Genomic DNA, 25502 nt, shown 5'->3' on the forward strand with positions numbered 1-25502 from the left:
CCATTTTCAACTTGGCATCAGACCCAACACGCCGATACACACAAGTACGGCGATAACCGGAATAAGCACCGTCACGACGAAGATGTCTTTGTAGGCCTGCTTATGGTTAAGGCCCATGATCATCAACATGGCAATCACTGCGCCGCAATGCGGCAGTGAGTCCAGGCCGCCGGCGGCAATGTTAGCGATACGGTGGAGGACTTCAGGCTCCACCCCCATATCCAGGTACTTAGGTGCCAGAGTTTGCATAAAGATCTGCAGACCGCCGGAGGATGAACCCACAATCCCGGAAACCACACTGACCGAAGCGACAATCGACAGTAGTGGCGGTAAGTCCACCGACAGTACCCAGTTAACGAACTGACTGAAACCTGTCGTTTGCGTAACTACGCTGCCAAAACCGATAACGGCAGCGGTATTGAGCAGCGGCATAATCGAGTCGTCAGCACCCTGCCCAAGCAGCGTGAAGGTGTTACGCCGTAATGCCGGGAACAACAGAATGGCCACTAGCGTCGCGATAACCAAAGCCAAGCTCGGCCAGATGATCGGCTGGCTCTGGCTGAAGCTCAGCATCTGACTGAACATGCCTTCGCTCGCGACCAAGCCACTGCTCAGCAGCAAGCGCGGCAGCATGATGACCCCTAACACGACAACAATCGGTAGCAGCGCCATGCCCCAATGCGGGCCAGCACCGGGCTCGCCAGCCATTTGCTCCATACGCAAGTCCTGAGCATTAACCTCAAACCCTTCGCCGCGGGCCTGAGCAATGCGCCACTCGCGCTGCATATACAACATGCCGAGGCTGATCATCACCACGCTGGCCAGCAGTCCAATCCCGGCACCGGCAAAAAGATCAGTACCGAGGGCATTGGAGGCGATTACGTTGTGAATCGACGGCGAGCCAGGTAATGCGGTCATGGTGAACGTACCTGAACCGAGTGCAGCCGCGGCGCAGAACAGCCGTTTAGGTAAATTAGCCTCACGCATGAGGGTAATGCCCAGTGGATACATGGTGAAAATCACCACAAACACGACTACGCCGCCATAGGTCAGCAAGGCACAGACCGCAACCGTCACCCACAACGTGCGCCGAATACCCAAGGTACGGGTAATTGCCTGAGCAATGCTGCTGGCGGCCTGACTCGCGGCCATCACCTTGCCGAAGATCGCACCACAGAGAAACAATACGAAAAATTTACCCGCGAAAGAGAACGCCCCCAGCGGCCCAAAGGGAAAATACTCAAGTAGCGTTTTGGGTATCTCAAGGTCGTTGGTTAGCGCAATCACCAGCGAACAAGCCAGCGCGGCAATTAAAATATTGATTCCGCGCAGAGCCATCCAGATTAGTAATGCTAGCCCTACAAACAACCCTAAATTACCCAACATAATTGCCTACCCTTATTGTTCTATGGCCATAGCCTCACCCTAGTAGCGAGGTAATACAGTGCGTTTATAGAGCAGGGATAGCGCAAAAGGTAGGACTATAGGGTTTCTTTCTGGCTCTACCGCGCTTCAGTGTATGAGTCGTATAGGCAGCAGAAAAACAATAGCTGGCAAGGCGCCAAACCTATTAACCCACGGACACAAGCAGGCATTGATTGAAGACGCGCATGCACACCTGATTGCTCTTCTGAACAGACGCTAAGCATTGAAGCCTGAGCTGAAACGTGGACGCTCAGCTCATTTTGTCCGCTGGACATTTACTCAATGGCTTCGTCTTTTTCATTGCGACTAATGATCGCAGCCCCCACCAAGTCACCGGTCACATTCAAGGCTGTCGCGCCCATGCCAACCAGCGAATCGATCGCGGCGAGCAAGGCAACTGTCTCGATCGGCAAGCCCACCTGTGCGAATACAGTGGCAATCATGATGATTCCGGCACCTGGCACACCAGCAGTACCTATGGTGGCCAAAGTCCCCACAATTACGATTTGTACCATCTGCATCAGGTCGAGCGGCACACCCATCACGTTGGCCGCAAAGACGGCCGAGATCGCGATCCTGATTGCCGCCCCATCCATGTTGATCGTGGCACCGAGAGGCAAAATGAAGCTATACGCTCGGTGAGAAAGCCCCATGTTACTGGCAGCGTTCATGGTAATCGGCAATGTGCCCGAACTACTCTGAGTGGCGAAGGCTGTAACGATGGGGGTCCTTGCATACCGAATAAAGTTGCCGACTTTGACGCCCGAAACAAGCATGGCCAAGCAATAGAGACCTGCATGCACGAACAAGGCGATATACAGCACCATTACCATGCCGGCCAAGGATGTAATCGTAGCGGTTCCTTGCTTTGCCACAGTACCGGCTACGATAGCGAATATGCCTATAGGCAAGTAATGCAGTACGCCGCGCATGATCATCATGGTTGCGGCGTTGAGCCCCTCGACAACCTTCAACACCTGCCTGGCGGCATCGCCATGAACCGGGGACTCACGCAGCTTTAGCAAAGCAAGGCCAAAGGTCACGGCAGTAAAGATAATGCCCAGCATGTTCATCTGAACAAAGGCGGCAAAAAGATTGTCCGGAACGATGCTCAGCAGGACCTGAACGATGCTTGCCTGACTATTCACATCAACCGTAGCCTCGTTCGCAACCTGCATACCGGTGCCCGGAGACAGTACTGATGCTACGGCGATGCCTACAATCATGGCTATGGCGGTTGTCAGCAGATACCAGACAATGGTTTTCCTGCCCAGACGCCCTACTCCTCCTGCATCGCCCTGGTTTACACCTACGATCAGGGTAAACAGAACAATGGGGACGATCAGAAACTTCAGCAACCTCAAGAGAAGCTCGCCAAAGGGAGCAAACCAGTCAACGACTTCTTGCCCAGCAAACAGCCCCACGGCGACACCCAATATCAGCGCGAGGGTGATACGGAGTATCAGAGACGACTCGGTATACGTTTTAAACAATGCGTGCATGACTTCTATTCTGAATTGGATGTGAGCAGTAAACAGGCTCACCTCGTGATGGTTCATCACAACTGTGTGCAGAGAAAGCGTGAAGTAGGTGGGCGAGCGCCCTTCTTCGCACTGACTGGCTCAGCACAAGTCGATGGTTGCAGGGGCTGAGTGCAACACGATTATCGAGTTGATGCAAAAACCTCGACCAGGCATTAAAAATCGAATCGTTCGGGCCGCTCCGATAGACGCCATGCTAGAAACTCGAATTCAAGACCACTTTAAGCGGAACGGCTTGTTCAGCAACTGCCTCAACAGCTTCGATAAGACCCTAGGCGCATCAAAAATACCTGTTCCTGCTGGCCAGTCATTCCACGTGCTACTGCATACGCTCTCCAGTCGTTTCGTGATGAACGGAGGAAACATACTGACCTTGCAGAAAATCCTAGGCCACACATCGCTGGCTATGACGATGCGCTATGCACACTTGACGCCGGATCATTTGCAGGATGCTTTGCGCTTTGGACCTATTGCTGACTTTGAACAATTCTTCAGGCAGTGGCCGAGCGCTTAGGGTTTTTGCGCGCGCTTAGACGCCTCTTTAAACGCTTCTGCCATTAGGCCTGAACAGACCAAAATACCGGCACCTTTAGAAAGGCACTCATAATTTTTCTGATCTTCGCCTGAGCTTGTAATGCAGTCTTGCATGGTTATCTGCTTGTTGACGGTATCTAAACTTTTTATGCCTTTGTCATACTCAGCTGCTGATGCCTTTCCGGATTGCTTCTTCTCTCTTGCAATGTCCTTCAGGTTATCGATATCGATAGCAGTCCAACGCATTGCGCTGCCGCACATTTCTTTTTTAGAGACCTTAGCTGAGGCGGTAGGTTTGCTTTCTGAAGGCTCAGCCTCCGTCTCCGCTATTGGGAGATCGTCACCAACATAGCCTTGGTTGATCTTTACCGGCTCGACATTCGGCTGGGCAACTGGGGGCTGGGTGCTGAAGTGTTTTTGACCGCTCTCATCAACCCATTTGTAGATCTGAGCTTGCGCTGTCGTTGCAGTGCACAGAAGCAAGAGAGGAAGCAGCTTGCGACAGAACATTCGTAAGTCCTTTTATGATAAGTCGGCACAATCTAGAGGCTCGATACCCAGCGGCAAAGCATCCTATAGGTCGTTTGCGTATTCAATATCAGGCAGAGAGTTTGCCTTGTCCCACTATCGACAGTGCCCAAATACCAGAAACCAAAAACCCCTGACTTCACTAGGAAATCAGGGGCTTAAATACAGCTATATGGCGGAAAGATAGGGATTTCAATCCTACGCTGAACTGCACACAAAAGCACACTACCAGCAATATCAATAGCTTAGCTCGCCCCATCCGCACAATATCTCACTAAGTAACACAATATTTGCGACTTTTTTTCGACAGTCTATGCTGACAGCTGTAGTGGCACAGCCATGGCACAAAAATCATCACAAACCCTATATACAAGGAAGTTAGACATGCTGAGAAGTTCACTTTTACTTATTGCCGCATTCCTATCTGGATGCGGAATGTTCACAAAAAAAGATCTTTATTCAGGTTATTCAAACAAAGAAATAACTTCAGAAACCTTAAAGCCTTACTCGGACATAAAAAAAGCCTTAATTAACGAAAACATAATAACCGCCGCTTGCATGAAAAACCCAGTAGCCACAGGAAGCGAAGCCACTTGCACTGCAGAAAGAAACAACGCTATATCCTCTCTCGCATTGGCTTCTGAAAATCTTTGCACAGAGCACCGCCGCTCAATATATGGAAACGATGCAAGCTTCAACGTAACAACCGGAACATTCACTAACATATTTGCAGGTGCAGCCACAGTTGCTACGGCCCAAACAGGGAAAAGTATTCTATCCGCCTTAGCGCTATTTTCAAACGCGGAGCGCTCACTTGGCAATGAGACCATATATAAGCAAGCACTAGTTAGCTCAATCGATAAAAAAATCGTTGAACTCAGAGAAACCAAAGCAGAAGAAATCAATACAAAGTTAGACAGTCAAAACGTGAAACAATATCCAACAAGCCGCGCGCTGAATGATTTTTATAAATTCCATTACTCATGTTCATTTATGGATGGTTTAAGGCTAGCGCTTGACGAAGGCAGCCAAGAAAGCGACTCACGAAAACTTAGCAGGCTTAAAAGTAATCTCACATCACTATCCGCGGAAATAGAGGTTCAGTGCGATGAGGATAGAAACGCTCTCGCATGCACCGAAGCGGAAGAACGATTCAAGTCACTATCCGGCACAGTCAAAGCCCTTGAGAGTCAATGATTATGGAAAAGGGATTTTATATCATTGTGTTAGTGGCAATCGCTACCAGCGCAAACGCTTTTGAAATAAAACCTAGAGACTTACCATTAAATCAGGAATTCAAAAATGCAAACACGTGGTATTTAGACTATGACTCAGCAGGAAATAAATCCTGTCAAGAGTATTACGGTTATTATCGGAGAGGAGATAACCAGCCTGTCCATGAAGTTATAACTCGCGATGCCTTTCAAATTAACGGCACAGTGTTGCGTGGAAAATCAGAATACTACCCCTTACTCTCTGGAGCACAGTGGAATGATGATCCTGAACATCTGCTACGAGGGGGAGGATTAGAAATCACATACTTTGTCACAATACTGAAAGGCATGTCGAGAAAAACCAATTTAACTCATCGCAGCCACTATGGAGATCTTTCCTTCCTGCATGCAATGCGCTCTAACTCCAATGGAAAACTAAGCAGCAACGAAGAAACGTATAACGAATTAATGCTATGGATAGAAAACACTTATAAAGTAGCTATCGGAGATATACCGATAAATACAACAAGAAAAGAAACCTATTTTGACAAATACTTCGGCAATGTAGGATGCGGTATAAACAGCAAAGAATCCGGAACAAAGGAATGCCAAGTAGTAGACGTATTTGACATGAAAAGGAAATACAGGAGCCTGCCTGACGGAGAAACAGCCATCCAATATATCGCCGCAGGGTCCATTGCACATATAATTCAAGATAGCTTCTCTGCAAGTCATGTAAAAAGAGTGGGCGGGATTGGTGATATAGTTGAGTTCTATCAATACTTAGGAGAAGACGAGCACTGCCGAAGTGATGCAGCTTTATCTAAAAACAAGAAATCTATAGATGCCGCAAAGGTGGCCACCGCAAAATTCTTATCTCTAATAAAACACAAAAAAGAATGGGCAAGAGCCAAACCTGAACTCGAGAGTATTTTTAAGATGGATTCTAACGCTAAAGTAGCGTCATCCCCTTAAACCATAACGCACATAGCGCTCTTCTAGCTTTTTCGCCAAGTGCTTCTTGAGCCAGGTCTGTGGTCTGCCTTTCTCGCGGTAGTACTCTTCTACGAGGTGGAACACTGGCAACGACTTGGGGGCTGCCCAGCAGGACGCAAAGTCCATGCGATTACGGGCAAAGAGCGTGATGGCGCTGCCTAGCTCCAGCTCGATGTTCTTTCCCGAGAAACCCCTGGCCGTTTTGTAGTAGCGGCGATAAACGAAGCGATCAACAGGGGCTAGAAAACGAGTTTCGCTGCGTAGGATGGTCCACAGCGGATCTGTGTAGGCAACACGATGCAGAAGCTTGAAGGTATCTAGACCGTAGGCATAAAGGCCCTGCAGGGGGGTTGCTAACTCTGCGTAGTTGCATGAGTTGAGGATCTCACCACTGCTGTTATGGGAACCCTGGGCGAACTGCTCGACAACGGAGTGATGGAAGCGAAACTCAACCCGGTATACATCAAGTTTCGGGTCATAGTTGCCGATTTCATCCTCGAAGGGGTTGTCACCATCACGCCAGCGGTTTTCCCAATAGTCGAGCTTATCAACGGCTTTGGCTTGCTTAGTTTTGTTGTAAATCGCGCACTGTAAGGCTGCTGCAGAGCCAAACAGGAAGGACTGCCGACGACTGTAGCTTGCGGCCATTTCATCAAAGATGATGCTGCCTATGCCGTCGAACTCGCGGACGTTACGGGACTTGCAGCGCATACGAGGCACGAGGTCTGCAGGTGGCGTCCAGCCTTGGAAATCGACTGCCAAGTGAACAACACACTGGGTTATTTCAAGTGCAGCCAGTACCTGGCCTGCCAACTCATCGAGGATCTGTTGTAGCTGTTTCGGTGAGTGCTGCTCGATCAGGTGGGGGCTGACTTCGATCTTGAGGTGTGGGCCTGGTGAGTCGGCTTTGACGTTGTAGTTTTTGATAAGCAAGATCAAGCCTAGATCCGCATTCTGAAGTTTGTACTGATAACCCGCGTCTCGCCCTACCCTACCTGGTGCCCATTGCTTACCAGCAAAGTTAACCCGATCCGTACCTTCGAACAGCGCGAAGATCTCCGGACGGATACGCCTCGATAAAGCTGACGAACCGCATCGACATGACAACCGAGGATGTTAATTCGGGTCATGTCGATAAAAGCACCGTTACCTTGGTCCAGGAAATAGCGACCAGTAGGTGATTCATTGAAGTTGCCGGTTTCGTCGAAGTGAATCCGGATCAGATCGCGTGCTGGTTTCATTCTTCTATGTCCGTCTGTGCTGTTGTGTGCTGTCAAAGGGATTGTTTAAAGACGTGCTACAGGGTCGTCTGGCCAGGCGCTTGTGGCGCTGCGCTCGTACCTCGCGCATGCGCCCAAAAGCGCCTGGCTGGTTGGGTGGACGTTCACCACAGGATCCTGCCTTTCTCGTGTGCAGGTACGTTGGGGCAGTCGTGCTTATGCGGTAAGCTCCGGCAAAGCCAAGGACAGCAAGCACCAAGGAAGCCCCATGCCATACAGACTGAGACGCCGCGAACTTTTCATCACCGTTAACCCATGGATGCTGGTAGGCAGCATTGCTGTCGGGTTATGGCTGGGCTTTATGGCAATCCTCATCACCTGCGCCCTGATCTACAAGGTCTACGAAGAGCAACAGATCCGCCAGGTTAACTCTGCACTCCGGCAGATGGGCGAAGTCTTCCAAACCACTCCCGCACGCCCCCAGGTTGACGCAAGCGCGCAGATGTTTGAGCAGTTCAACCAGAACCAAGCCAAACGCCAACGCGATCAAGCCGAAGCCCAGGCTCAAACCGCAAAAGAACAACGCATAACCAGCCCACAATGCCGATTCTGGATGCAGCAACACACCACTGCGCCTACGGAAAAATCACAAGAAAGCATTCAAAAATACTGCGAATAAATTTCAAGGAAGAAAACTTGAGCAACAATACAAAGATTGAAGAAGACGCGATTGATAAAGCAATATCCAAATTCGAGTCTTTTGCCCTAAAGCATCTTAAAGAGATTTTAACAATAGCTCCGCCCGTTATAGGGCTTTCTATATTTCTTTCGTATTTTGTAAAGCAAGGATTCTATCCAAGCTTTGACATCTTGCAGTTTAGCTCTCTATTGATATTTGCCTTTGTAATAGGTGTGCTCTTAATTCTTTCAATCGCCTTAGCTTTGGCAGTGCCAGGATATATATACAAAAGCATCTTGCTCTCTCATGAAAAAACCCAAAAAAAGCTTAAGCTACATTTTATAAAACCAGACGAAAGCGAAGACAAAGCTCAGATGTTTTTCGTCTACAGAATATTTATATTCTACCCAGTATTACTTTGCGGGCTTTTAAATTGGCTGGCAGCCTATCGGTTCCATGATCACTACACACCAATATTTCTCACCACGCCTTTGTTTATAAGCTTAATATTTTGTGCCATCTCTAGCTATAAGCTAGAGTTTCAAGCTAGTAGTGTATTTGCTTTATTCTTTACATTAGCCGTCGCAACATTCATGTCAAATTTCTCGATAATAACTATTTTCCTGGCCACTAAAGAATCAATACTCAACATTGACGGAGAGTTCGCCCAGTTAGCAACAGTTATAATCGGAACTTTATTCGTTTCTCTAGTTATTTCAGTATCATGCATTGCTGTCCTTGGAGGCATTCGCTACTTGCTTTACGCATGTGTAGCTTTCTCTTTCGTGATACTTTTCTACGGTGGAGTTTTAACAAGTTTCCCAAGTAAGTTTGTTAACATGCTTAGCCTAGGGAACTATACAGCCACTAGCCTTATGCTTACTAAAGACTTTTGCGAAATCAAAAATTTTCCAATTGAAATAAATGACAAATGCGAATTGACTGACGCATATATTATATGGAGCATGGGTGATTACACTCTTGCTAGGGTTGAGTCTAAAGCCGGTGGAACGTACCGTTTTCAGATTCAGAATAAGTATATTCGAGCGATAGTACGGAAGAATTCAAAGAGCGACGAAGCTAAAAACAAGTAGATAATTTCTACGAGTGTGCAGGCGTGTGCAATGGGTGTTCTAAGCCGCTTTTCTGATTAAGCGTTGTCGACTAAAAGCCTTCTATCTAACTAGAGGGCTTTTTTATGAGCATCGTAAAACAAGAAGACGGGCGCTGGTTCGCTGACGTGGAGCCAGTGAAGGGCAAGCGCTTTCGGCGGCGGTTTAAGACCAAAGCGGAAGCTGTGCGGTTTGAGGCGATGGTGCGGGAGCGCTTGGCGCAGAACCCGGACTGGAATCTAAAGCCGAAGGATAAACGCCGGCTTAGCAAGCTGGTGGCGCGTTGGGCATTGCTGCATGGGCATGCGCTGGCGGACGGTGAGAACCGTAGAAAGCTGTTAGTGCAGCTGGTGGCGGATCTCGGAGATCCGGTGGCGATCATTTTCAGTGCCCATCACTACACCGAGTACCGGGCGCAGCAGTTGGCCGGCGGTGCCAATGGCAAGACGCTGAATAACCGCCCGGGTTATCTGCGTGCTGTATTCAACGAGCTGCTGCAGCAAGGCGAGATCGACTACCCAAATCCGCTCATACGCGTTAAGCCACTCAAGCTGCAGGAGCGTGAACTGACGTATCTGAATGATGAGCAGATCACCACGCTGTTTGAAACCATCAGGACGCGCTGTAAAACGCCGCATGTGCATATGGTGGCGCTGATATGCCTGGCAACCGGTTCACGCTGGAGCGAGGCTCAGGGCTTGGTGCCGCAGCGGGTACGCAATGGCGCAGTGACCTTTGTGAACACCAAATCAAAGCGTGCTCGGTCCATCCCGATAAGCGCAGAGCTGGAACAGCAACTAAACGCGCACTTTACCGCTCACGGGCTGTTTTCCAACTGCCTTAACAGCTTCGATAAGACGTTGAAGGCATCAGGCCTGGTACTGCCTGCCGGGCAGTCATCACACGTGCTGCGCCATACCTTTGCATCGCACTTCATCATGAACGGCGGAAACATCCTTACGCTGCAGAAGATCCTCGGCCACACGTCGCTGGCCATGACGATGCGCTACGCACACTTATCGCCGGATCACCTGCAGGATGCGGTCAGGCTTGGGCCTGTAACGGGAGTCGAGATAGCAATGGCTGCAAGCGCTTAGTAGCAGCAAGACCTATATGGATTCGGGCTTCTCTCGCAAGCGAATCACTGCGCCAGTGCACGCTATGCATGCGAGCAGGTAGCAGAAAACAAGCAATGTGGTCGTGATCAGCCCGGAGATAAACGAGGCTTTAAACTCAAGCGTGTCCGCTAGATCTTGCTCTCTCATTTCGTCCATAAGCTGCACACGAGCCTGCGCAACCTGTTCGTTAGCTTCACAGCGCACCTCTTTATAGATGCGCTCAATATCTTCCTTAAAGCGTTGGCCTAAAACAGTTGCTGCCAGCTCCTCACGGGCAACCTTGCGGGCAACCTTATCTAAATCACTGCTAAGACCAACCATCCCGTAAAGGCAGACGGTAACCAGCACTTTTCGCCAGCTGGGTTTGAATAGCTTCAGGATCATCCCTTTCCCCTAACAATGTTGAGTGGCTTCGACACTTTTTCGACAGTGACCGAATGCCAGAAACGAAAAACCCCTGACTTCACTAGGAAAATCAGGGGTTTAGGTACTGCAATATGGCGGGAAGATAGGGATTTGAACCCTAGGTGCTATCGCTAACACAACGGATTTCGAATCCGTCCCGTTCGGCCACTCCGGCATCTTCCCGTGGCGGCGCGCATGATAGCAGTTGTGGTGCGTTTGGCAAAACCCAGTTTCGATTTTTTTCGCATGCTTTCAGGTGCTTGCGATCAAAATCCATGTGCAGGAGCCAAGCCAAGGTGACAACAGGCTGAATCATCACCCATAAAAAGGACATCGCAGTGCCCCTTTTTGTGTAATGGAAACGCTTAACAAGCCATGCTTAGACAGTCAGTCGAGTCAAAGCTTCACGGTATTTATCGGCTGTTTTCTGCGCCACATCAGCTGGCACCGCTGGGGCTGGCGGCTCTTTATTCCAGCCGGTGGACTCCAGCCAGTCTCGTACGAACTGCTTGTCGAAGCTCGGCGGATTCTTACCTTCTTCATAACTGTCCGCCGGCCAGAAGCGGCTTGAATCTGGGGTCAGGGCTTCGTCCATCAGGGTCAGGGTGCCATCGTCGTCCAGGCCGAATTCGAACTTGGTGTCGGCGATGATGATGCCGCGTGTGGCTGCGTATTCAACCGCTGCGCTGTATAGGGCAATGGCGGTGTCGCGCACTTTGGCCGCCAGCTCTGCGCCGATGATCGCTTCGCATTGCTCGAAACTGATGTTCTCGTCGTGGTCGCCCACGGCGGCTTTGGTCGAAGGGGTGAAGATCGGCTGCGGCAATTTGGCCGCCTCTTTTAGGCCCGCTGGCAACTGGATACCGCAGACGGTGCCGCTCTTTTGATATTCCTTCCAGCCGGAGCCGACAATATAGCCACGTACGATGGCTTCCACCGCGACCGGCTTAAGACGCTTGGCCACCACTGCGCGGCCTTCCACCAGCGGCAGCTCGGCGGCCGGGACGATGTCTTCGACTTTGTCGCCAGTAAAGTGGTTGGGTACCAGATGCGCCAGTTTGTCGAACCAAAAGTTGGAGATAGAGGTGAGGATCTTGCCCTTCTCCGGAATAGGCTCGGCAAGGATCACGTCGAACGCAGACAGGCGGTCGGTGGCGACCATCAACATGCGTTTGTCGTCGATCTCGTAAAGATCACGGACTTTGCCCGAATAGATTTTCTTCAGGCTCAGGGTGGTGGCTGTGCTCATGTCGGAATTTCCGCCTTTGGTAAACAAAACAGGCGAAACCCACCGGGTTTCGCCTATTGGTAATGCCGTTGCAGCAGCTGCCTGCTATCAGCCAAGGTTTTCCTGGATCAGGTCCAGCACCTTGCGCGCCAAATCGGCTGGGGCATTGGTGTTGAGGTCTTTTTCCACGGTGACCTGCACACTTTCGCCAACGGTCGTCAAACGCACCTGATAACGCTCGGCGCGGGCGTCAATTTCTTCTTTGCTCGCTTGGCTACCAAACACCTTGCCGAAGAAGCCTGGCTGGTCATCCGGCTTTTGCGCCCGCTCGGCCAAGTTAATGTAATACACACCCAGGCTGCGGTTGATGTCATCAATGCGCACATCAGCCATTTCCAAGGAGCGACCAACGCCAGACCAGGCACGGTCGAAGTCAGCCCCCAGACTCAGCACTGGGTTACCGTTACCGTCTTCAGACAAGCTGACGCGGTTAGGTGCATCGTAATCACGCGCGGCCAAGAGTGATACAGAGCCACCCTGCTCGGCGCTGCGCGCCAGGGTCACGAGCATTTCATCCAGCAATGCAGCGTCCAAGCTAGGGTTGCTGCTGCGGTTGGTGAACGCTACATCGGCCGTGCTACCGGCGGGACGCTCGGCGCTAACCACAAAGATTTCACTGGTATTACGCTGCACGCCTGGCTCAATGCGCACCCGCACACGGGTTTCAGCATCCGGAGAGACACCAGATACGCGGCTGCTCAGACGACGTGCCATGGAATCAGACAGGGCATCAAAACGCTGCCAAGTAGTGCTGAATTCACCCGTTTGCGGACGCTCTTCGGCAATTTGAAAGCCGTTATCAGCAAAGAATTGACGCGCCACAGGCCAAACTTCAGCCGGCACACGCTGTGCCACAACCCAACGCGACTCGCCACTCTTCTGCAAGCTGAACTCGCTGGCATCACCCGCTAGTGCTAGCGCCTGCGGGCGTGGCACGATGTATTCGTCTTTATCTGTAGTGGTCGCCACTTGCTGAGGTACGGGCAGCAGCGGGTCGATGCGCTTGGCGTCGACATTAGGCGGCAGCTGCATCGTAGCCGTCTGACGGGCTTCGAGGTAGTCACTGCCACGGTCACGGAAATAACCGTTTTCGCCATAAATCCAGCCACAGCCACTGGTACCGGCAATGATCAGGGCCAGTGCAGAGAGTCCGGTGATTCGCTTCATGCGTCGTAATTCCTCAATTAAACCAATACGCCGGACTGGCGCAGGGCCTGACGCAGCGGGTCATGACAACGTGGGCTGAGCCAGGTCAGTGGCAGACGAATACCGTCCGGCATCAAACCCATTTCATGCAGAGCCCATTTCACCGGAATCGGGTTAGATTCGATAAACAGCGCTTTGTGCAGCGGCATCAAACGATCGTTGATGGCACGAGCGATGGCTGTTTCACCACGCATAGCGGCGGCGCACAGATCGCTCATCGCGCGCGGTGCGACGTTAGCGGTGACTGAAATATTGCCTTTGCCACCCATCAGCATCAGCTCGACAGCAGTGGCATCATCACCTGAATAGACGAGGAAGTCCTTGCTCACACGGTCCAGTACTTCCTGGCCGCGTTGCAGGTCACCCGTGGCTTCTTTGATACCAATGATGTTGTCGATCTTGGCCAGACGTTCGACGGTTTCCGGCAGCATGTCGCAGACCGTACGGCCCGGCACGTTGTAGAGAATCTGCGGAATGGCCACCGATTCGGCGATGTGGCGGAAGTGTAGGTACAGGCCTTCTTGGGTCGGCTTGTTGTAATACGGCGTGACCAGCAGACAGGCGTCGGCACCAACGTCCTTGGCCGCGCGGGTCAACTCGACCGATTCACGAGTGGAGTTACCGCCGGTACCGGCAATCACCGGGATGCGGCCAGCCACTTGAGCGACAATTCGACGAATGACTTCGATGTGTTCAGGCACCTCAAGGGTCGCCGACTCGCCGGTTGTGCCGACCGCGACGATGGCGTTGGTGCCCTCTTGCAGGTGGAAATCCACCAGTTTGCTCAGGCTGTCCCAATCAAGACCACCTTGTGCATCCATGGGCGTAACCAGTGCCACCATACTGCCCGCAATCATGCAACCGCTCCTGCCGGAAAAAGAGAGCGGTAATGGTACTGGGGCCACCTGCCTTGCACAAGCAAAGTACCTCGGCAACGCGTATACAATCTTTATTGGCTAAACACAGCAGATTCCTCACCGACCAGCCTTCCGGCATTCCCCTGAGCGGTGCTTTTCGCTACCCTTCGGGCTTTGATCAGCCCTGCGTACTCGGGCTGATCGTTTACTGTTTTAGGAAGGCTGCATGTCCACCCCCCCAGTTCGCGAACAATTTCTGCTTATCAGCGCCCTCGGCCCTAACGCCATGGAGCTGACCAACGTGCTCTGCCGTACCAGCCATGAAAACCGTTGCGCCGTGGTCAGCACTCGTCTGAGCCGGCATGGTGAGTACAGTGCGTTGGTATTGCAGATATCCGGCAGCTGGGATGCCCTGGCGCGCCTGGAAGCGACCCTGCCTGCCTTGGCGAAGAAGCACAGCTTCTCGGTCAATCTGATTCGTAGCGCCGCGTCAGACATCCGCCCACAAGCGCTGCCTTATGTGGCCTATGTCAGCTCGGTCTATCGCCCGGATATTCTCAATGAGCTGTGTCAGTTTTTTATTGACCATCACGTCGAACTGGAAAACCTTACCTGCGACACCTACCTGGCTCCGCAGACCGGCGGCACCATGCTCAATGCCACGCTGACCGTCACCCTGCCGGCCGGCACGCAGATCAGTTGGTTGCGCGATCAGTTTCTCGACTTTGCCGATGCGCTGAACTTGGATGCCCTGATTGAACCTTGGCGCCCACAGACCCCGTAAGGAGCACGTTATGGCCGTAGCAATTGATACACCGGTTGCCGACTTCCAGGCGCAAGCCACCAGCGGCCAGACCATCCAGTTGTCCGCACTCCAAGGCCAACAAGTGGTGATCTACTTCTACCCGAAAGACAGCACCCCGGGTTGCACCACCGAAGGCCAGGGCTTTCGCGATCAATACCCGGCGTTTCAGGCGGCCAATACACTGGTCTTCGGTGTTTCACGCGACAGCCTGAAATCCCACGAGAACTTCAAGTGCAAGCAAGCGTTCCCCTTCGAGCTGATTAGCGACAAGGAAGAGGTTGTGTGCCAGCTGTTCGATGTAATCAAGCTTAAGAAGCTCTACGGCAAGGAATACCTGGGCGTTGATCGCAGCACCTTCTTGATCGACAAAGAAGGTGTGCTACGCCAAGAGTGGCGTGGCGTTAAAGTACCAGGCCATGTTGATGCCGTACTGGCCGCCGCTCAGGCACTGCATAAGACCTGAGCATTGGCGCAATAAAAAAGCCGGTCAACTGACCGGCTTTTTTATGCCTGCGCGCTACGGCATAACCACTGGCTCGCTGCGCGGCCAGGCATCGATCACCGCCTTGAACAAGGTCGCCAGCGGGATGGCGAAAAACACCCCCCAGAAGCCCCACATGCCACCAAATAACAGTACGGCGCAGATAATTGCCACCGGATGCAGGTTGACTGCCTCAGAAAACAACAGCGGCACCAGCACATTGCCATCAAGCGCCTGAATGATGCCGTAGACCACCATCAGGTAGATAAACTGGTCAGCGAAGCCCCATTGAAACAGGCCAATCAGCGCCACCGGCACCGTCACTACCACCGCGCCGATATAAGGCACCACCACCGACAAACCGACCAACAAAGCCAGCAGCGCCGCGTAGTTAAGCCCCATGTAAACGAACGCGATGTAGGTGACCACGCCGCAGATGATGATTTCGATCACCTTGCCGCGGATATAGTTGGCGATTTGCGTGTTCATCTCCTCCGCCACCCGGGTAATCAGCGCACGTTCACGCGGCAGGTAGCCGCGAAACCATTGACTAATAACCTCGCGATCCTTGAGAAAGAAGAACACCAGAATCGGCACCAGCACTAGGTAGATCATGATGCTGACCAGCATCGGTAAACTGGACAGAGAGAATGACAGCGCCCATTGGCCGAACTTGCCCGCCTCCCCTCGCAAACTGCCGATCAGCTGTACGATCTGCGCATCACTGATCAGATTCGGGTAGCGCTGCGGTAACAACATAAACACCGACTGCCACTCTGTGGCCATACGCGGCAGCTCGTTGAACAAGGTACTCAGCTGCTGCCAGAGCAATGGCATCAGGACCAGCATAAACAAGGCCAGCATGCTCATAAACAAAGTGAACACCAGCCAGACCGCCGCCACATGTGGCAAGCGCATGCGCTCAAAAGCGTTAACCAAACCCTGCATCAAAAACGCGAGCACTAAACCGGTCAACACAGGGGCCAACATACCGCCCAAAGTCAGAATGGCAGCGAAACCGACGATCAACAGCAACGCCAGCACCACCGCCTGCTCGTCGGAGAAATAACGATGCAACCAATCCTGCAACACCTTGAACATTGTCACTCCTGTTTCCTAGGGCAGCAGCGGAGTTATGCCACCTCAAATTCTGTACTTACTGTAAAAATCTAAGCCTTACGTAACCAGTAACGGTAAACACCTGCCTCAACCTCTTCGCGCAACAGGCTATGCCCCGCCAGATTGGCGAAGGCACGAAAATCGCGCTGCGAACCCGCATCAGTGGCCTCGACCATAAGCACAGCGCCACTGGCAAGGCGATTAAGCTCCAGCTTGGCCTTGAGTAAGGGAAGCGGACAGTTAAGACCACAGACGTCCAGTTGCGCATCGAAGTCCTCGGCACGCCATTGCATATCAGTCATTGAGTTACTCCAAGAGGGCCGCAAGGATACCCAAGGCCGCACAACCCTGGCCAGCACCGCTTCCGGCCAGCTACAGTAGCGCCTTTGTTCAACATGAGCTTTGTGCATGAGCCTTCTGCGCCCTACCCTGTTGACGCTGGCCTGCCTGCTGGCAACCCCCGCCATGGCCAGTGACCTGCCCTCCCTTGGCGATGCCAGTTCGTCCATTGTTTCACCGCAACAAGAACACCAGCTCGGGCGCGCCTGGCTGAGCTTGGTGCGCGGCCAAGTCAGCCAGCTCGACGACCCGCAACTCAAGGACTTCGTCGAAACCAGCGTGTACCGCCTGAGCGAAACCAGCCAACTGCAGGACCGGCGCTTAGAGTTCGTTATGCTCAACAGTCCGCAGATCAACGCGTTTGCCGCACCCGGCGGTATTGTCGGGGTAAACGGCGGGCTGTTTTTGTATGCTCAGACCGAGGCTGAATACGCCTCGGTCATGGCGCACGAATTGGCGCACTTGTCGCAGCGCCACTTCGCGCGCGGACTGGAAGCTCAGCAACGCATGCAAATACCGGTAATGGCCGGCATGCTTGCGGGGATTATTGCCGCTGCGGCGGGTGCAGGCGACCTGGGCATTGCGGCTATTGCCTCCACGCAGGCCGCCGCCATGCAAGAACAGCGACGCTTCTCCCGGCAGAACGAGCAAGAGGCTGATCGCATCGGCCTGGTTAACCTGGAGAAGGCCGGTTTTGATCCGCGCGCCATGCCCAGCATGTTCGAACGCCTGATGCGCCAGTATCGCTACGACCGTAAGCCGCCCGAATTTCTTCTGACGCACCCGGTATCAGAGTCGCGTATCGCCGACACTCGCAACCGTGCCGAGCAATACGCCGCAGAAGGCATCACTGATAGCGTGCGCTACCAGCTAATGCGTGCTCGCGTGCAGCTGACCTACGAAGAAACCCCTGGGTTAGCCGCTAAACGCTTTCGCAATATGCTCGACGAAAACCCGAAGATGGAAGCCGCACGCTATGGGCTGGCCATCGCACAGATCAAAAGCGGCCAACACAAACAGGCCCGCGAGACGCTGCAACCGTTATTGGATACCTCACCCAACGATGTGAGCTATAACCTGGCCCAGGTAGAACTGGACATGGCCGCCAATCGCTTGAGTGATGCTCAGAGTCGCGTCGACCGCTTACTGAGCCTGTACCCAAACAACTACCCGGTGAACCAAGCACACATCGACCTGCTGATGAAGCAGGCGCGCACCCAAGAAGCAGAGCGCGCGCTTGATGACATGCTGAAAAGCCGTGGCAAAGACCCGGACGTTTGGTACCAGGTGGCAGAAGTACGCGGCCTGAGCGGTAACACCATTGGTCTGCACCAGGCCCGCGGCGAATATTTTGCCCTAGTCGGCGACTACAACCAGGCGCTGGAGCAGCTCGACTTCGCCAAGCGCCGAGCCAGCAACAACTTCCAACTGGCCTCACGCATCGACGCCAGGCAACGTGAGTTAATCGAAGAGCAGCGCATCATCGAGCAGATGCTGCGCTAGCGCTGGACTCCACTAAAAAACAAAGCCAGGCAAATGCCTGGCTTTTACTTATCGCTTATCGCTTAAGCGTTGCCACTCAGCTTGAGCCGCGCGGCCTGAGTGAAGTCGAGCATACGTTTGAGCGGCTTGATGGCTTTAGGGATCAATGCCGGGTCGACAAAGACCTCGTTACTGCCCTCGCGCAGGCACTCTAATGTGCGCTGTAGGGTATTCATCGCCATCCACGGGCAATGTGCACAACTGCGGCAAGCGGCACCGTTACCCGCCGTTGGCGCGGCAACAAACTCCTTGTCTGGGCACAGCTGCTGCATCTTGTAAAAAATGCCGGCGTCAGTGGCAACGATAAAGGTCTTGTTCGGCAAGCTCTGTGCGGCAGCAATCAGCTGACTGGTGGAACCCACAGCATCGGCCAGATCGATCACCGCTGTCGGCGACTCCGGGTGCACCAATACTGCAGCCTCCGGATACAGCGCCATCATGTCTTCCAGCTGCTTGGCCTTGAACTCCTCGTGAACGATGCAGGCACCGTCCCACAGCAACATGTCAGCACCGGTTTTGTTCTGGATGTAACGACCCAGATGCTGATCCGGTGCCCAGATGATGCTTTCGCCGTTATCCATCAGGTGCTCGACGATTTCCACCGCGCAGCTGGAGGTTACCACCCAATCAGCCCGCGCCTTTACCGCCGCCGAGGTATTGGCATACACCACCACCGTGCGCTGCGGATGCTGGTCACAGAACGCCGAGAACTCTTCCACCGGACAACCCAGGTCGAGCGAACACGTCGCCTCCAGCGTAGGCATCAATACGCGTTTTTCTGGATTGAGAATCTTCGCCGTTTCACCCATAAACTTGACACCGGCCACCAGCACCGTTTGCGCAGGGTGGGCATTACCAAAACGGGCCATCTCTAGGGAGTCGGAAACACAACCACCGGTTTCCTCAGCGAGCGCTTGCAACACGGGGTCGCAGTAGTAGTGCGCCACCAACACCGCATTCTGTTTTTTTAGTTCAGCGGCGATCTCGGCGCGATAAAAAGCCTCCTGCTCAGGCGTCAGCGGCTTGGGCTGCTTGGCATCGAGGTGGGCTTGTACCAGCAGGCGTTCGGAAATCTGCGTCATGTCATCAGGCCCTGTGAAGGTCTATCAGCGCGGAACTCGAGTATACCCGTCAGCATGGCGCGAGGGCTGACGAACACTGACCACAAAAGGTGGCCAAGATAAAAACGACAGATGAAAAAAAGCCCGAAAATTCCTTTAATAGAACTTTCAGGCTTCTTGTCCTTCCGTAGAAGGAAATATGGTGGGTCGTGTGGGATTCGAACCTACGACCAATTGGTTAAAAGCCAACTGCTCTACCAACTGAGCTAACGACCCGACGCGAGGCGCATGATACTGATTTAATTCAGAAATTCAACACTTCACGAAAACTTTTTAAAAATAACGAGTGGGATCAACCACACCAGCCGACGCAAAACCCGCCGCACGCAGACGGCAGCTGTCGCATTTGCCACAGGCCCTTCCCTGCTCATCCGCCTGATAGCACGACACAGTCAAGGCGTAATCCACACCATGCTGCATACCCGCCCGAACGACCTCAGCCTTGCTCATATTTTGCAGCGGCGCCTGAATTCGGAAGCCTTGACCCTCTACCCCAGCCTTGGTGGCCAAATTGGCCATACGCTCAAACGCCTCAACAAACTCCGGACGACAGTCCGGGTAGCCGGAGTAATCCACAGCATTGACCCCGATAAAAATATCCCGGGCGCCCAGCACTTCAGCCCAACCCAATGCCAGCGAAAGAAACACGGTGTTGCGTGCCGGCACATAGGTCACCGGGATGCCTTCAGTCGGGCTTTCTGGCACCTCGATGCGGCTATCGGTCAGCGCTGAGCCGCCCATGCCGTTGAGGTTCAAACCAATCACCTTGTGCTCAACCACACCCAAGTGCCGAGCCACCCGCTCAGCCGCATCCAATTCGGAGCGGTGGCGCTGACCATAATCAAAACTCATGGTGTAACAGCTGTAGCCTTCAGCTTTGGCCAGGGCAACAACAGTGGCGGAATCAAGACCGCCTGACAGCAGAATTACCGCTTTTTTATCGCTCATCTCAATGTCCCGGCTCATCATTCCAGAGAATCTTGTGCAGCTGCATTTGCAAACGCACAGGCAGATTGTCAGCAATGATCCACTCAGCCAGCGAGCGTGCGTCCAGCTCGTGATGACTGGGCGACATCAGCACCTCGCTGACGCGCGCATCCAGTCGGTACTGGATCAGCTTACTCACCGCCCAGTCGTAGTCCTCTCGCGAGCAGATCACGAACTTGACCTGATCGTTAGGCGTCAGCAGCTCGATATTCTCGTAGCGGTTACGCGCCACTTCGGCCGATCCGGGTGTTTTCAGGTCGAGCACCTTACTCACCCGCGGATCAACAGCCGACACATCCAACGCACCACTGGTTTCCAGCGACACCTCATAGCCGGCATCACACAGACGCTTGAGCAAAGGAATGCAATTGGGTTGCGCCAACGGCTCGCCACCGGTCACACAGATATAGCGAGGCTTATAGCTCGCCACCTGCAGGACAATGGCATCCAGCGACATGATTTCACCGCCGCTAAAGGCATAGGCGGTGTCGCAGTATTGGCAACGCAAAGGACAGCCGGTCAGGCGAACGAACACAGTCGGCAAGCCGGCGGTGCGCGTCTCGCCCTGCAGCGAGTAGAAAATCTCGGTAATTCGCAGGGTTTCTTGCATATCAGCCACGGGCGTGACAGCTAAACAGGCTGTCCGCCTCCGTTGCGGGAAAAGGGCCGCGGATTGTATACGAAAAAACTGCCAGGAGCAGTTTTTAACGTTGCGTAGCGACGGCCCGCAGGGTGGCCGCCAGGGATGGCTGGCCATAAAAGACTTGTCGCACAGCAGCCACAGAATGGAGCCAGAAAAGCAGCAACAAAAAACCCGTGCAAGGCACGGGTTTCTCTATTGCACGCTCAGCCTCTACGGCAAACGCTGCAAATCACGTTGCGCCAACTGAGCCGCCGAGCTGCCTGGATACTGAGCAATCACCTGCCGCAGAATACCCTTGGCCTTGTCGCTGTTACCCAGACGCTGTTCGACATCGGCAAGCTTGAACAGCGAATCGGGCACCTTGGTGTGGCTTGGGTAGGTTTGACTGACCCGAGCAAACGCCTGGCCCGCACCTTGTAAATCGCCTTGCGCCAAATTCACTTCTCCCAGCCAGTACTGAGCATTACCTGCGTACTGGCTATCAGGGTACTTGCGCAAAAATGCGGCGAACGCCTGATTGGCCTTATCAAAGTCTTTGACCTTGATCAGATCAAAGGCCGCTTCATAAAACAGCTTTTCCTTTGCCGGATCGGCCGGCTCGTTACTGGCCGGCGTTTGTGCTTGACCCGCTGCTGGCGGGGTTGGCGGGGTTGGCGTACCGCTGGCATTGATTGCCCCAGCGGTTGAAGAATTCTGGTTGACCGCAGCACCTGCCGCGCCACCACTCAGTCGCTTATCAAGATCCTGATAACGATCCAGGCTTTCCTGTTTAAGACGCTGAATCTCATTTTGTTGCTCTTCCAGCGTACCGCGCAGCTGTGCGATCTCTTGCTGCATCTGCTGTAACTGGTTGAACAGCATGCCCTGCGCCGTAACAGGGGCCGCAGCCCCTGTTGCGACGGAGGTGCCGGACGTACCGTAACCAGCAGGCGGATAACTGCTGCCGTAACCGGCATTATTATCCACCACGGGAACCTCAGCCCACGCCATAAGCGGCAGGCTGAGCGCCAAAACGGTTAAAGCACGCTGGCACGTTCGCATATCGAATTACTTACGCAGTTCGACGCGACGGTTTTGAGCCCACGAGGACTCGTCGTTACCAGTGGCGATAGCGCGTTCTTCACCGTAGGAAACCAGTTCCAGTTGAGCTGGGGAAACGCCCTGCAGTACCAGGTAACGCTGCACAGCCTTGGCGCGACGCTCGCCCAGAGCCATGTTGTATTCACGAGTACCGCGCTCGTCAGCGTGGCCTTCCAGAACTACGCGAGCGCCATTGCCTTGCAGGTCTTTGGCGTGCACGTCCAGAGCGCGCATGGCCTCTGGCTTCAGGTCGGAGCTGTCGTATTCGAAGTAGAAAGTGGTGATAGCGCGCAGAGCAGCTTCTTCGCTCAGGCTGCTGTCGATACCGCTGTTGGCGTCATAGCCAGCGTTAGGATCGGTAGCGCCTTCGCCAGCAGCGTCGCCGCCTTTCGAGGAGCAACCAACAACAACGGCCAGAGCCAGGCTCAGCGCGGCGAACTTACCAAATTTAAGCATTTCCATCATGTAACTCCTAATGAACCCCAGTGTGTTAAGCAGTGTTGCAGACAGCAATAAAGGTGTAGCGCCGCATCAGTTCAGGTAAGGGGACCAAGAAGGCTCTCGAACTTCGCCTTGAGCGGTAGGAAGAGGGAGCCTCACACGTCCATTGGTGGACGCTAATACCAAGACTCCCCGGCCCTGCTGGCGGGTGGCGTAGATTACCATGGTGCCGTTAGGCGCAACAGTAGGCGACTCATCCAGACTGGTGTCTGAAAGAATGCGCAAATTGCCGCGCTGCAGGTCTTGTGCCGCCACCTTGAACACGGTGTAACCATCCTGGCGGTGAATCATAACCAGGGTTTTTTCATCAGCAGAAAGCTTCGGGTTAGCGTTGTAGTTACCGATAAAGGTCACACGCTCTGCCGAACCGCCATTGATATTGGTTTTGTAGATCTGTGGTTTGCCGGAACGATCCGAGGTGAAGTACAGCGTCTGGCCGTCTTTACCCCAGAACGGCTCGGTATCGATCGATTGCTGGTTAGTCACTCGGCGAACCTGGCGACTGCCCATGTCCATCACATAAATTTCCGGATTACCGTCCTTGGACAAAACAAATGCCAAGCGATTGCCATCGGGCGACCACGCTGGCGCACCATTCAAACCTTCAAAATTGGTGATCTGCTCACGACGCCCAGTGTCGATATGTTGAACGAAAATACGCGGACGCTTCTGCTCAAACGACACATAAGCAATACGACGACCGTCCGGAGCAAACGATGGCGAGAGAATCGGTTCGCGTGACTGCAACAGGGTTACCGCACGGGCGCCGTCATAGTCCGAGCGCTGCAGGGTGTAACGGGTGTTGTTCACCGAAAAGCGCTCGGCAGTTACATAAAGCATCCGGGTAGAAAATGCGCCTTTGACGCCCGTCAGCTTCTCAAACGACTGATCAGCAATGTGGTGAGCCATGTCACGTAGCTGATCAACACCGCCGCCAACACTGCCCGTCATGACTTGCTGCTGAGTGGTGACGTTGAACAGGGCGAACTGGATTTGCAGACGAGCGGCGTTCGGTACAATGCTGCCGACCAGCACATACTGCGCGCCAAGTGCTTGCCAGTCGCGGTAGATCACTTCACTGGCTTGAGTCGGTAGGCTGATCATATTTTGCCGCGGGATCGGCTCGAAAACACCGGAGTTGCGCAGATCTTTGCCGATGATTTCAGCCATGTCCTCGGGCAATACGCTGCCACCCTGCCAGCCAAAAGGCACCACGGCGATGGGTGTGGCGCGGTCAGTACCACTGCTGATCACCAGCGGATCAGCGGCCTGCACCGTGCCGACCACTAAGGTCAGACCGAGCAGAACAATACGCATCAGGGTATTCACAGACCTAAATCCTCCGGTTTGAAGACAGCACGACGCTGCCGGTATAGGCGATCAAAAGTGGCGCGGTCCAACTGTTGCATTTCGGCAATTCGGCCGACGTTACGCACTGCTTGCACGGCAGAATTATCAAATGGCGAATCGCCACTGGAGCGGGTCACGCTGGCATTGGTAATGGTGCCATCCGGCAGCATTTCGATCAGTACTTCTACGCTCATGCCATTACGCGCTGATGGCGGACGTCGCCATTGCTGGCTGACCAGCATCACAATCAAATCATCCAAGCTACCAGCTACTTCATCACCAACGGTATCGGCAATTGCTTGCTGGCGACCGACATCGTCTGAAAGCAATTCGGCCAAGGCAGCAGCCTTCTTATCCTCTACAGATTTACGCTGCGAGGCTTCAGCAGCTTTTTTCTTGGCATCTTCAGCGGCTTTTTTCTTCTTGGCGGCATCGGCCGCCTTTTTCTTCGCCTCTTCTGCAGCTTTTTTCTTGGCGCCCTCAGCGGCCTTCTTTTTTGCGGCTTCGTCAGCCGCCTTCTTCTTGGCTACATCTGCCAGTTTTTTCTGCTCAGCAGTCTTTTTCTCTGCATCAGCCTTTTTTGCCGCTTCCGCCTTCTGAGCCTCTTGGGCTTTCTTTTGTTCCGCAGCCTTGGCGGCTACTTTCTCCTGCTCAGCTTTTTTTTGCTCAAGCTGTTCGGTTTCGTACACCGGCGCTGTGGTTTTTTTAGTTTCGCCGGCAATTTTCTGGTTGGTCTGGGTGGTGGCCTGGCTCTGTGATTGCAACTTGTACAAGGTCGCCTGCACCACCGGCTTAGCCGGCGGCAGGTCAGGGGCAAAAGCGAAGCTGACGAACAACATGGCAAACATGATGACGTGCAGCCCTACAGCCCAGACCAGAGGCCAAAACAGACTTTCCGAGGGCGAACGCTCGCGCTGGTACTGCATCAGGGGGCCTCGGTAATCAGCCCGACGTTACCCACGTCAGCCTGCTGCAAGCCACCCATGGCCGCCATGATGGTGCCGTAATCGACGCTTTTATCACCGCGCACGAATACCTGAACCTGCTTACCGGTCGCACGACTCTGGCTGATGATCGCCGTAACCGCACGGGTCATTTCTTCGAGCGTCAGCGCTTTATCTTGCACGGTATCGACATCGACCTCAGTGCCCATATTCCAGAAGTAGGTCTTATCGGCCTTGATCGAGATGGTCAACACCTGAGCATTATTGTCCTGCGGCAGGACTTCACTGCTGACTTGCGGCAGATCCACCTTAACGCCTTGGTTAAGCATGGGCGCCGTCACCATAAAGATCACCAGCAGCACCAACATCACATCGATGTAGGGCACCACGTTCATCTCGGCGACGGGCTTACGTCTGTTGCGAATTCTGGCCATGGCTTGAAAAACCTGTATTGAGAATGCCTAAGG

The 25502-nt window shown here is 53.4% G+C and carries 26 protein-coding genes, 2 tRNA genes and 1 pseudogene; 9 read left to right on the forward strand and 20 right to left on the reverse strand.

Annotation, left to right across the window (positions count from 1 at the left end):
* Positions 1 to 6: 6 nt before the first annotated feature.
* The gene (locus tag D8779_RS13375; protein ID WP_136664971.1) at positions 7 to 1386 is read right to left on the reverse strand and encodes a GntP family permease; all 1380 of its coding nucleotides are present in this window, start codon (positions 1384 to 1386) and stop codon (positions 7 to 9) included.
* Positions 1387 to 1700: 314 nt separating this feature from the next.
* A complete protein-coding gene (locus tag D8779_RS13380) occupies positions 1701 to 2927 on the reverse strand; it encodes a dicarboxylate/amino acid:cation symporter (protein WP_136664972.1) in 1227 nt (408 codons plus the stop codon).
* 196 nt (positions 2928 to 3123) lie between these two features.
* Here D8779_RS13380 and D8779_RS20940 point away from each other — a divergent pair.
* Positions 3124 to 3480: pseudogene (locus D8779_RS20940) on the forward strand (tyrosine-type recombinase/integrase); the annotation flags it as partial.
* Here D8779_RS20940 and D8779_RS13390 read toward each other — a convergent pair.
* Positions 3477 to 4010 carry a DUF4124 domain-containing protein gene (locus D8779_RS13390; RefSeq protein ID WP_136664974.1) on the reverse strand — a complete coding sequence of 178 codons (534 nt, stop codon included), beginning with the start codon at positions 4008 to 4010 and terminating at the stop codon, positions 3477 to 3479. The pseudogene D8779_RS20940 and the gene D8779_RS13390 sit on opposite strands and share 4 nt — an antisense overlap.
* A gap of 402 nt (positions 4011 to 4412) precedes the next feature.
* On the opposite strand from D8779_RS13390, the gene D8779_RS13395 reads away from it, so the two are divergent.
* Both D8779_RS13395 and D8779_RS13400 read left to right on the forward strand, forming a co-directional pair.
* The gene (locus tag D8779_RS13395) at positions 4413 to 5225 is read left to right on the forward strand and encodes a hypothetical protein (protein WP_136664975.1); all 813 of its coding nucleotides are present in this window, start codon (positions 4413 to 4415) and stop codon (positions 5223 to 5225) included.
* Complete coding sequence (locus D8779_RS13400; RefSeq protein ID WP_136664976.1) at positions 5222 to 6217, forward strand: hypothetical protein; 996 nt, start codon at positions 5222 to 5224, stop codon at positions 6215 to 6217. The genes D8779_RS13395 and D8779_RS13400 overlap by 4 nt, the downstream gene beginning before the upstream one ends.
* Here D8779_RS13400 and D8779_RS13405 read toward each other — a convergent pair.
* Positions 6206 to 7177 carry a hypothetical protein gene (locus D8779_RS13405; protein WP_338109869.1) on the reverse strand — a complete coding sequence of 324 codons (972 nt, stop codon included), beginning with the start codon at positions 7175 to 7177 and terminating at the stop codon, positions 6206 to 6208. The two genes, D8779_RS13400 and D8779_RS13405, sit on opposite strands and share 12 nt — an antisense overlap.
* A 471-nt stretch (positions 7178 to 7648) precedes the next feature.
* On the opposite strand from D8779_RS13405, the gene D8779_RS13410 reads away from it, so the two are divergent.
* The 3 genes from D8779_RS13410 (at position 7649) to D8779_RS13420 (ending at position 10346) form a co-directional block, all read left to right on the forward strand.
* Positions 7649 to 8137, forward strand: a complete 489-nt coding sequence (locus D8779_RS13410; protein WP_136664977.1) for a hypothetical protein — start codon at positions 7649 to 7651, stop codon at positions 8135 to 8137.
* A 17-nt stretch (positions 8138 to 8154) separates the two neighbouring features.
* A complete protein-coding gene (locus tag D8779_RS13415) occupies positions 8155 to 9231 on the forward strand; it encodes a hypothetical protein (RefSeq protein ID WP_136664978.1) in 1077 nt (358 codons plus the stop codon).
* A gap of 104 nt (positions 9232 to 9335) precedes the next feature.
* Entirely contained in the window at positions 9336 to 10346 is a 1011-nt protein-coding gene (locus tag D8779_RS13420) for a phage integrase (protein ID WP_136664979.1), read from the forward strand.
* A gap of 12 nt (positions 10347 to 10358) precedes the next feature.
* Here D8779_RS13420 and D8779_RS13425 read toward each other — a convergent pair whose 3' ends face one another.
* The 5 genes from D8779_RS13425 to dapA all read right to left on the reverse strand — a co-directional run bounded on the left by D8779_RS13425 (position 10359) and on the right by dapA (position 14123).
* Positions 10359 to 10751: a hypothetical protein gene (locus D8779_RS13425; protein WP_136664980.1), complete on the reverse strand. Its 393-nt coding sequence runs from the start codon at positions 10749 to 10751 to the stop codon at positions 10359 to 10361.
* Positions 10752 to 10865: 114 nt separating this feature from the next.
* A tRNA-Ser gene (locus D8779_RS13430) sits at positions 10866 to 10955 on the reverse strand.
* A gap of 196 nt (positions 10956 to 11151) precedes the next feature.
* Complete coding sequence (locus D8779_RS13435; protein WP_136664981.1) at positions 11152 to 12021, reverse strand: phosphoribosylaminoimidazolesuccinocarboxamide synthase; 870 nt, start codon at positions 12019 to 12021, stop codon at positions 11152 to 11154.
* Positions 12022 to 12108: 87 nt separating this feature from the next.
* Positions 12109 to 13227 (reverse strand): outer membrane protein assembly factor BamC, encoded by a 1119-nt coding sequence (gene bamC / locus D8779_RS13440; RefSeq protein WP_136664982.1) that lies wholly within the window; start codon positions 13225 to 13227, stop codon positions 12109 to 12111.
* Between the two features lie 17 nt (positions 13228 to 13244).
* Complete coding sequence (gene dapA / locus D8779_RS13445; protein ID WP_136664983.1) at positions 13245 to 14123, reverse strand: 4-hydroxy-tetrahydrodipicolinate synthase; 879 nt, start codon at positions 14121 to 14123, stop codon at positions 13245 to 13247.
* Positions 14124 to 14349: 226 nt separating this feature from the next.
* On the opposite strand from dapA, the gene D8779_RS13450 reads away from it, so the two are divergent.
* Together D8779_RS13450 and D8779_RS13455 are read left to right on the forward strand one after the other, a co-directional pair.
* Positions 14350 to 14907, forward strand: coding sequence for a glycine cleavage system transcriptional repressor (locus tag D8779_RS13450; RefSeq protein ID WP_136664984.1), 558 nt, complete (start codon positions 14350 to 14352; stop codon positions 14905 to 14907).
* 10 nt (positions 14908 to 14917) lie between these two features.
* Positions 14918 to 15391, forward strand: coding sequence for a peroxiredoxin (locus D8779_RS13455; protein ID WP_136664985.1), 474 nt, complete (start codon positions 14918 to 14920; stop codon positions 15389 to 15391).
* A 54-nt stretch (positions 15392 to 15445) separates the two neighbouring features.
* Here the strand turns inward: D8779_RS13455 and D8779_RS13460 are convergent, their stop codons facing one another.
* On the reverse strand, positions 15446 to 16510 hold the full coding sequence (locus tag D8779_RS13460) for an AI-2E family transporter (protein ID WP_136664986.1): 1065 nt from the start codon (positions 16508 to 16510) through the stop codon (positions 15446 to 15448).
* A gap of 68 nt (positions 16511 to 16578) precedes the next feature.
* On the reverse strand, positions 16579 to 16830 hold the full coding sequence (locus D8779_RS13465) for a sulfurtransferase TusA family protein (RefSeq protein ID WP_136664987.1): 252 nt from the start codon (positions 16828 to 16830) through the stop codon (positions 16579 to 16581).
* 106 nt (positions 16831 to 16936) lie between these two features.
* Here D8779_RS13465 and D8779_RS13470 point away from each other — a divergent pair, with 106 nt between their 5' ends.
* The gene (locus tag D8779_RS13470; RefSeq protein WP_136664988.1) at positions 16937 to 18370 is read left to right on the forward strand and encodes a M48 family metalloprotease; all 1434 of its coding nucleotides are present in this window, start codon (positions 16937 to 16939) and stop codon (positions 18368 to 18370) included.
* Between the two features lie 62 nt (positions 18371 to 18432).
* On the opposite strand, the gene nadA is transcribed toward D8779_RS13470, so the two are convergent.
* From nadA to tolR, 9 genes are all read right to left on the reverse strand, one after another.
* Positions 18433 to 19491 (reverse strand): quinolinate synthase NadA, encoded by a 1059-nt coding sequence (nadA, locus tag D8779_RS13475; RefSeq protein WP_136664989.1) that lies wholly within the window; start codon positions 19489 to 19491, stop codon positions 18433 to 18435.
* Positions 19492 to 19670: 179 nt separating this feature from the next.
* Positions 19671 to 19746 (reverse strand) — tRNA-Lys (locus tag D8779_RS13480).
* A gap of 57 nt (positions 19747 to 19803) precedes the next feature.
* Complete coding sequence (queC, locus tag D8779_RS13485) at positions 19804 to 20478, reverse strand: 7-cyano-7-deazaguanine synthase QueC (RefSeq protein WP_136664990.1); 675 nt, start codon at positions 20476 to 20478, stop codon at positions 19804 to 19806.
* Between the two features lies 1 nt (position 20479).
* Positions 20480 to 21127 carry a 7-carboxy-7-deazaguanine synthase QueE gene (gene queE, locus D8779_RS13490; protein WP_136664991.1) on the reverse strand — a complete coding sequence of 216 codons (648 nt, stop codon included), beginning with the start codon at positions 21125 to 21127 and terminating at the stop codon, positions 20480 to 20482.
* Between the two features lie 243 nt (positions 21128 to 21370).
* Complete coding sequence (ybgF, locus tag D8779_RS13495; RefSeq protein WP_136664992.1) at positions 21371 to 22201, reverse strand: tol-pal system protein YbgF; 831 nt, start codon at positions 22199 to 22201, stop codon at positions 21371 to 21373.
* Positions 22202 to 22207: 6 nt separating this feature from the next.
* Entirely contained in the window at positions 22208 to 22702 is a 495-nt protein-coding gene (pal, locus tag D8779_RS13500; RefSeq protein ID WP_136664993.1) for a peptidoglycan-associated lipoprotein Pal, read from the reverse strand.
* Between the two features lie 69 nt (positions 22703 to 22771).
* On the reverse strand, positions 22772 to 24070 hold the full coding sequence (gene tolB, locus D8779_RS13505; RefSeq protein ID WP_136664994.1) for a Tol-Pal system beta propeller repeat protein TolB: 1299 nt from the start codon (positions 24068 to 24070) through the stop codon (positions 22772 to 22774).
* Positions 24067 to 25017, reverse strand: coding sequence for a cell envelope integrity protein TolA (tolA, locus tag D8779_RS13510; RefSeq protein WP_136664995.1), 951 nt, complete (start codon positions 25015 to 25017; stop codon positions 24067 to 24069). Before tolA ends, tolB begins: the two co-directional genes overlap by 4 nt.
* Positions 25017 to 25469 carry a protein TolR gene (tolR, locus tag D8779_RS13515; RefSeq protein ID WP_090385281.1) on the reverse strand — a complete coding sequence of 151 codons (453 nt, stop codon included), beginning with the start codon at positions 25467 to 25469 and terminating at the stop codon, positions 25017 to 25019. The genes tolA and tolR overlap by 1 nt, the downstream gene beginning before the upstream one ends.
* Between the last annotated feature and the right edge of the window lie 33 nt (positions 25470 to 25502).

The organism is Pseudomonas leptonychotis (assembly GCF_004920405.1).
GTDB classification, from domain to species: Bacteria; Pseudomonadota; Gammaproteobacteria; order Pseudomonadales; family Pseudomonadaceae; genus Aquipseudomonas; species Aquipseudomonas leptonychotis.

Bases quoted from the DNA above. Each gene is read 5' to 3' on its own strand.
- D8779_RS13375 (WP_136664971.1), bottom strand. From the start codon at position 1,386: ATGTTGGGTAATTTAGGGTTGTTTGTAGGGCTAGCATTACTAATCTGG.
- D8779_RS13380 (WP_136664972.1), bottom strand. From the start codon at position 2,927: ATGCACGCATTGTTTAAAACGTATACCGAGTCGTCTCTGATACTCCGT.
- D8779_RS13390 (WP_136664974.1), bottom strand. From the start codon at position 4,010: ATGTTCTGTCGCAAGCTGCTTCCTCTCTTGCTTCTGTGCACTGCAACG.
- D8779_RS13395 (WP_136664975.1), top strand. From the start codon at position 4,413: ATGCTGAGAAGTTCACTTTTACTTATTGCCGCATTCCTATCTGGATGC.
- D8779_RS13400 (WP_136664976.1), top strand. From the start codon at position 5,222: ATGATTATGGAAAAGGGATTTTATATCATTGTGTTAGTGGCAATCGCT.
- D8779_RS13420 (WP_136664979.1), top strand. From the start codon at position 9,336: ATGAGCATCGTAAAACAAGAAGACGGGCGCTGGTTCGCTGACGTGGAG.
- D8779_RS13425 (WP_136664980.1), bottom strand. From the start codon at position 10,751: ATGATCCTGAAGCTATTCAAACCCAGCTGGCGAAAAGTGCTGGTTACC.
- D8779_RS13435 (WP_136664981.1), bottom strand. From the start codon at position 12,021: ATGAGCACAGCCACCACCCTGAGCCTGAAGAAAATCTATTCGGGCAAA.
- bamC (WP_136664982.1), bottom strand. From the start codon at position 13,227: ATGAAGCGAATCACCGGACTCTCTGCACTGGCCCTGATCATTGCCGGT.
- dapA (WP_136664983.1), bottom strand. From the start codon at position 14,123: ATGATTGCGGGCAGTATGGTGGCACTGGTTACGCCCATGGATGCACAA.
- D8779_RS13450 (WP_136664984.1), top strand. From the start codon at position 14,350: ATGTCCACCCCCCCAGTTCGCGAACAATTTCTGCTTATCAGCGCCCTC.
- D8779_RS13455 (WP_136664985.1), top strand. From the start codon at position 14,918: ATGGCCGTAGCAATTGATACACCGGTTGCCGACTTCCAGGCGCAAGCC.
- D8779_RS13460 (WP_136664986.1), bottom strand. From the start codon at position 16,510: ATGTTCAAGGTGTTGCAGGATTGGTTGCATCGTTATTTCTCCGACGAG.
- D8779_RS13465 (WP_136664987.1), bottom strand. From the start codon at position 16,830: ATGACTGATATGCAATGGCGTGCCGAGGACTTCGATGCGCAACTGGAC.
- D8779_RS13470 (WP_136664988.1), top strand. From the start codon at position 16,937: ATGAGCCTTCTGCGCCCTACCCTGTTGACGCTGGCCTGCCTGCTGGCA.
- nadA (WP_136664989.1), bottom strand. From the start codon at position 19,491: ATGACGCAGATTTCCGAACGCCTGCTGGTACAAGCCCACCTCGATGCC.
- queC (WP_136664990.1), bottom strand. From the start codon at position 20,478: ATGAGCGATAAAAAAGCGGTAATTCTGCTGTCAGGCGGTCTTGATTCC.
- queE (WP_136664991.1), bottom strand. From the start codon at position 21,127: ATGCAAGAAACCCTGCGAATTACCGAGATTTTCTACTCGCTGCAGGGC.
- ybgF (WP_136664992.1), bottom strand. From the start codon at position 22,201: ATGCGAACGTGCCAGCGTGCTTTAACCGTTTTGGCGCTCAGCCTGCCG.
- pal (WP_136664993.1), bottom strand. From the start codon at position 22,702: ATGGAAATGCTTAAATTTGGTAAGTTCGCCGCGCTGAGCCTGGCTCTG.
- tolA (WP_136664995.1), bottom strand. From the start codon at position 25,017: ATGCAGTACCAGCGCGAGCGTTCGCCCTCGGAAAGTCTGTTTTGGCCT.
- tolR (WP_090385281.1), bottom strand. From the start codon at position 25,469: ATGGCCAGAATTCGCAACAGACGTAAGCCCGTCGCCGAGATGAACGTG.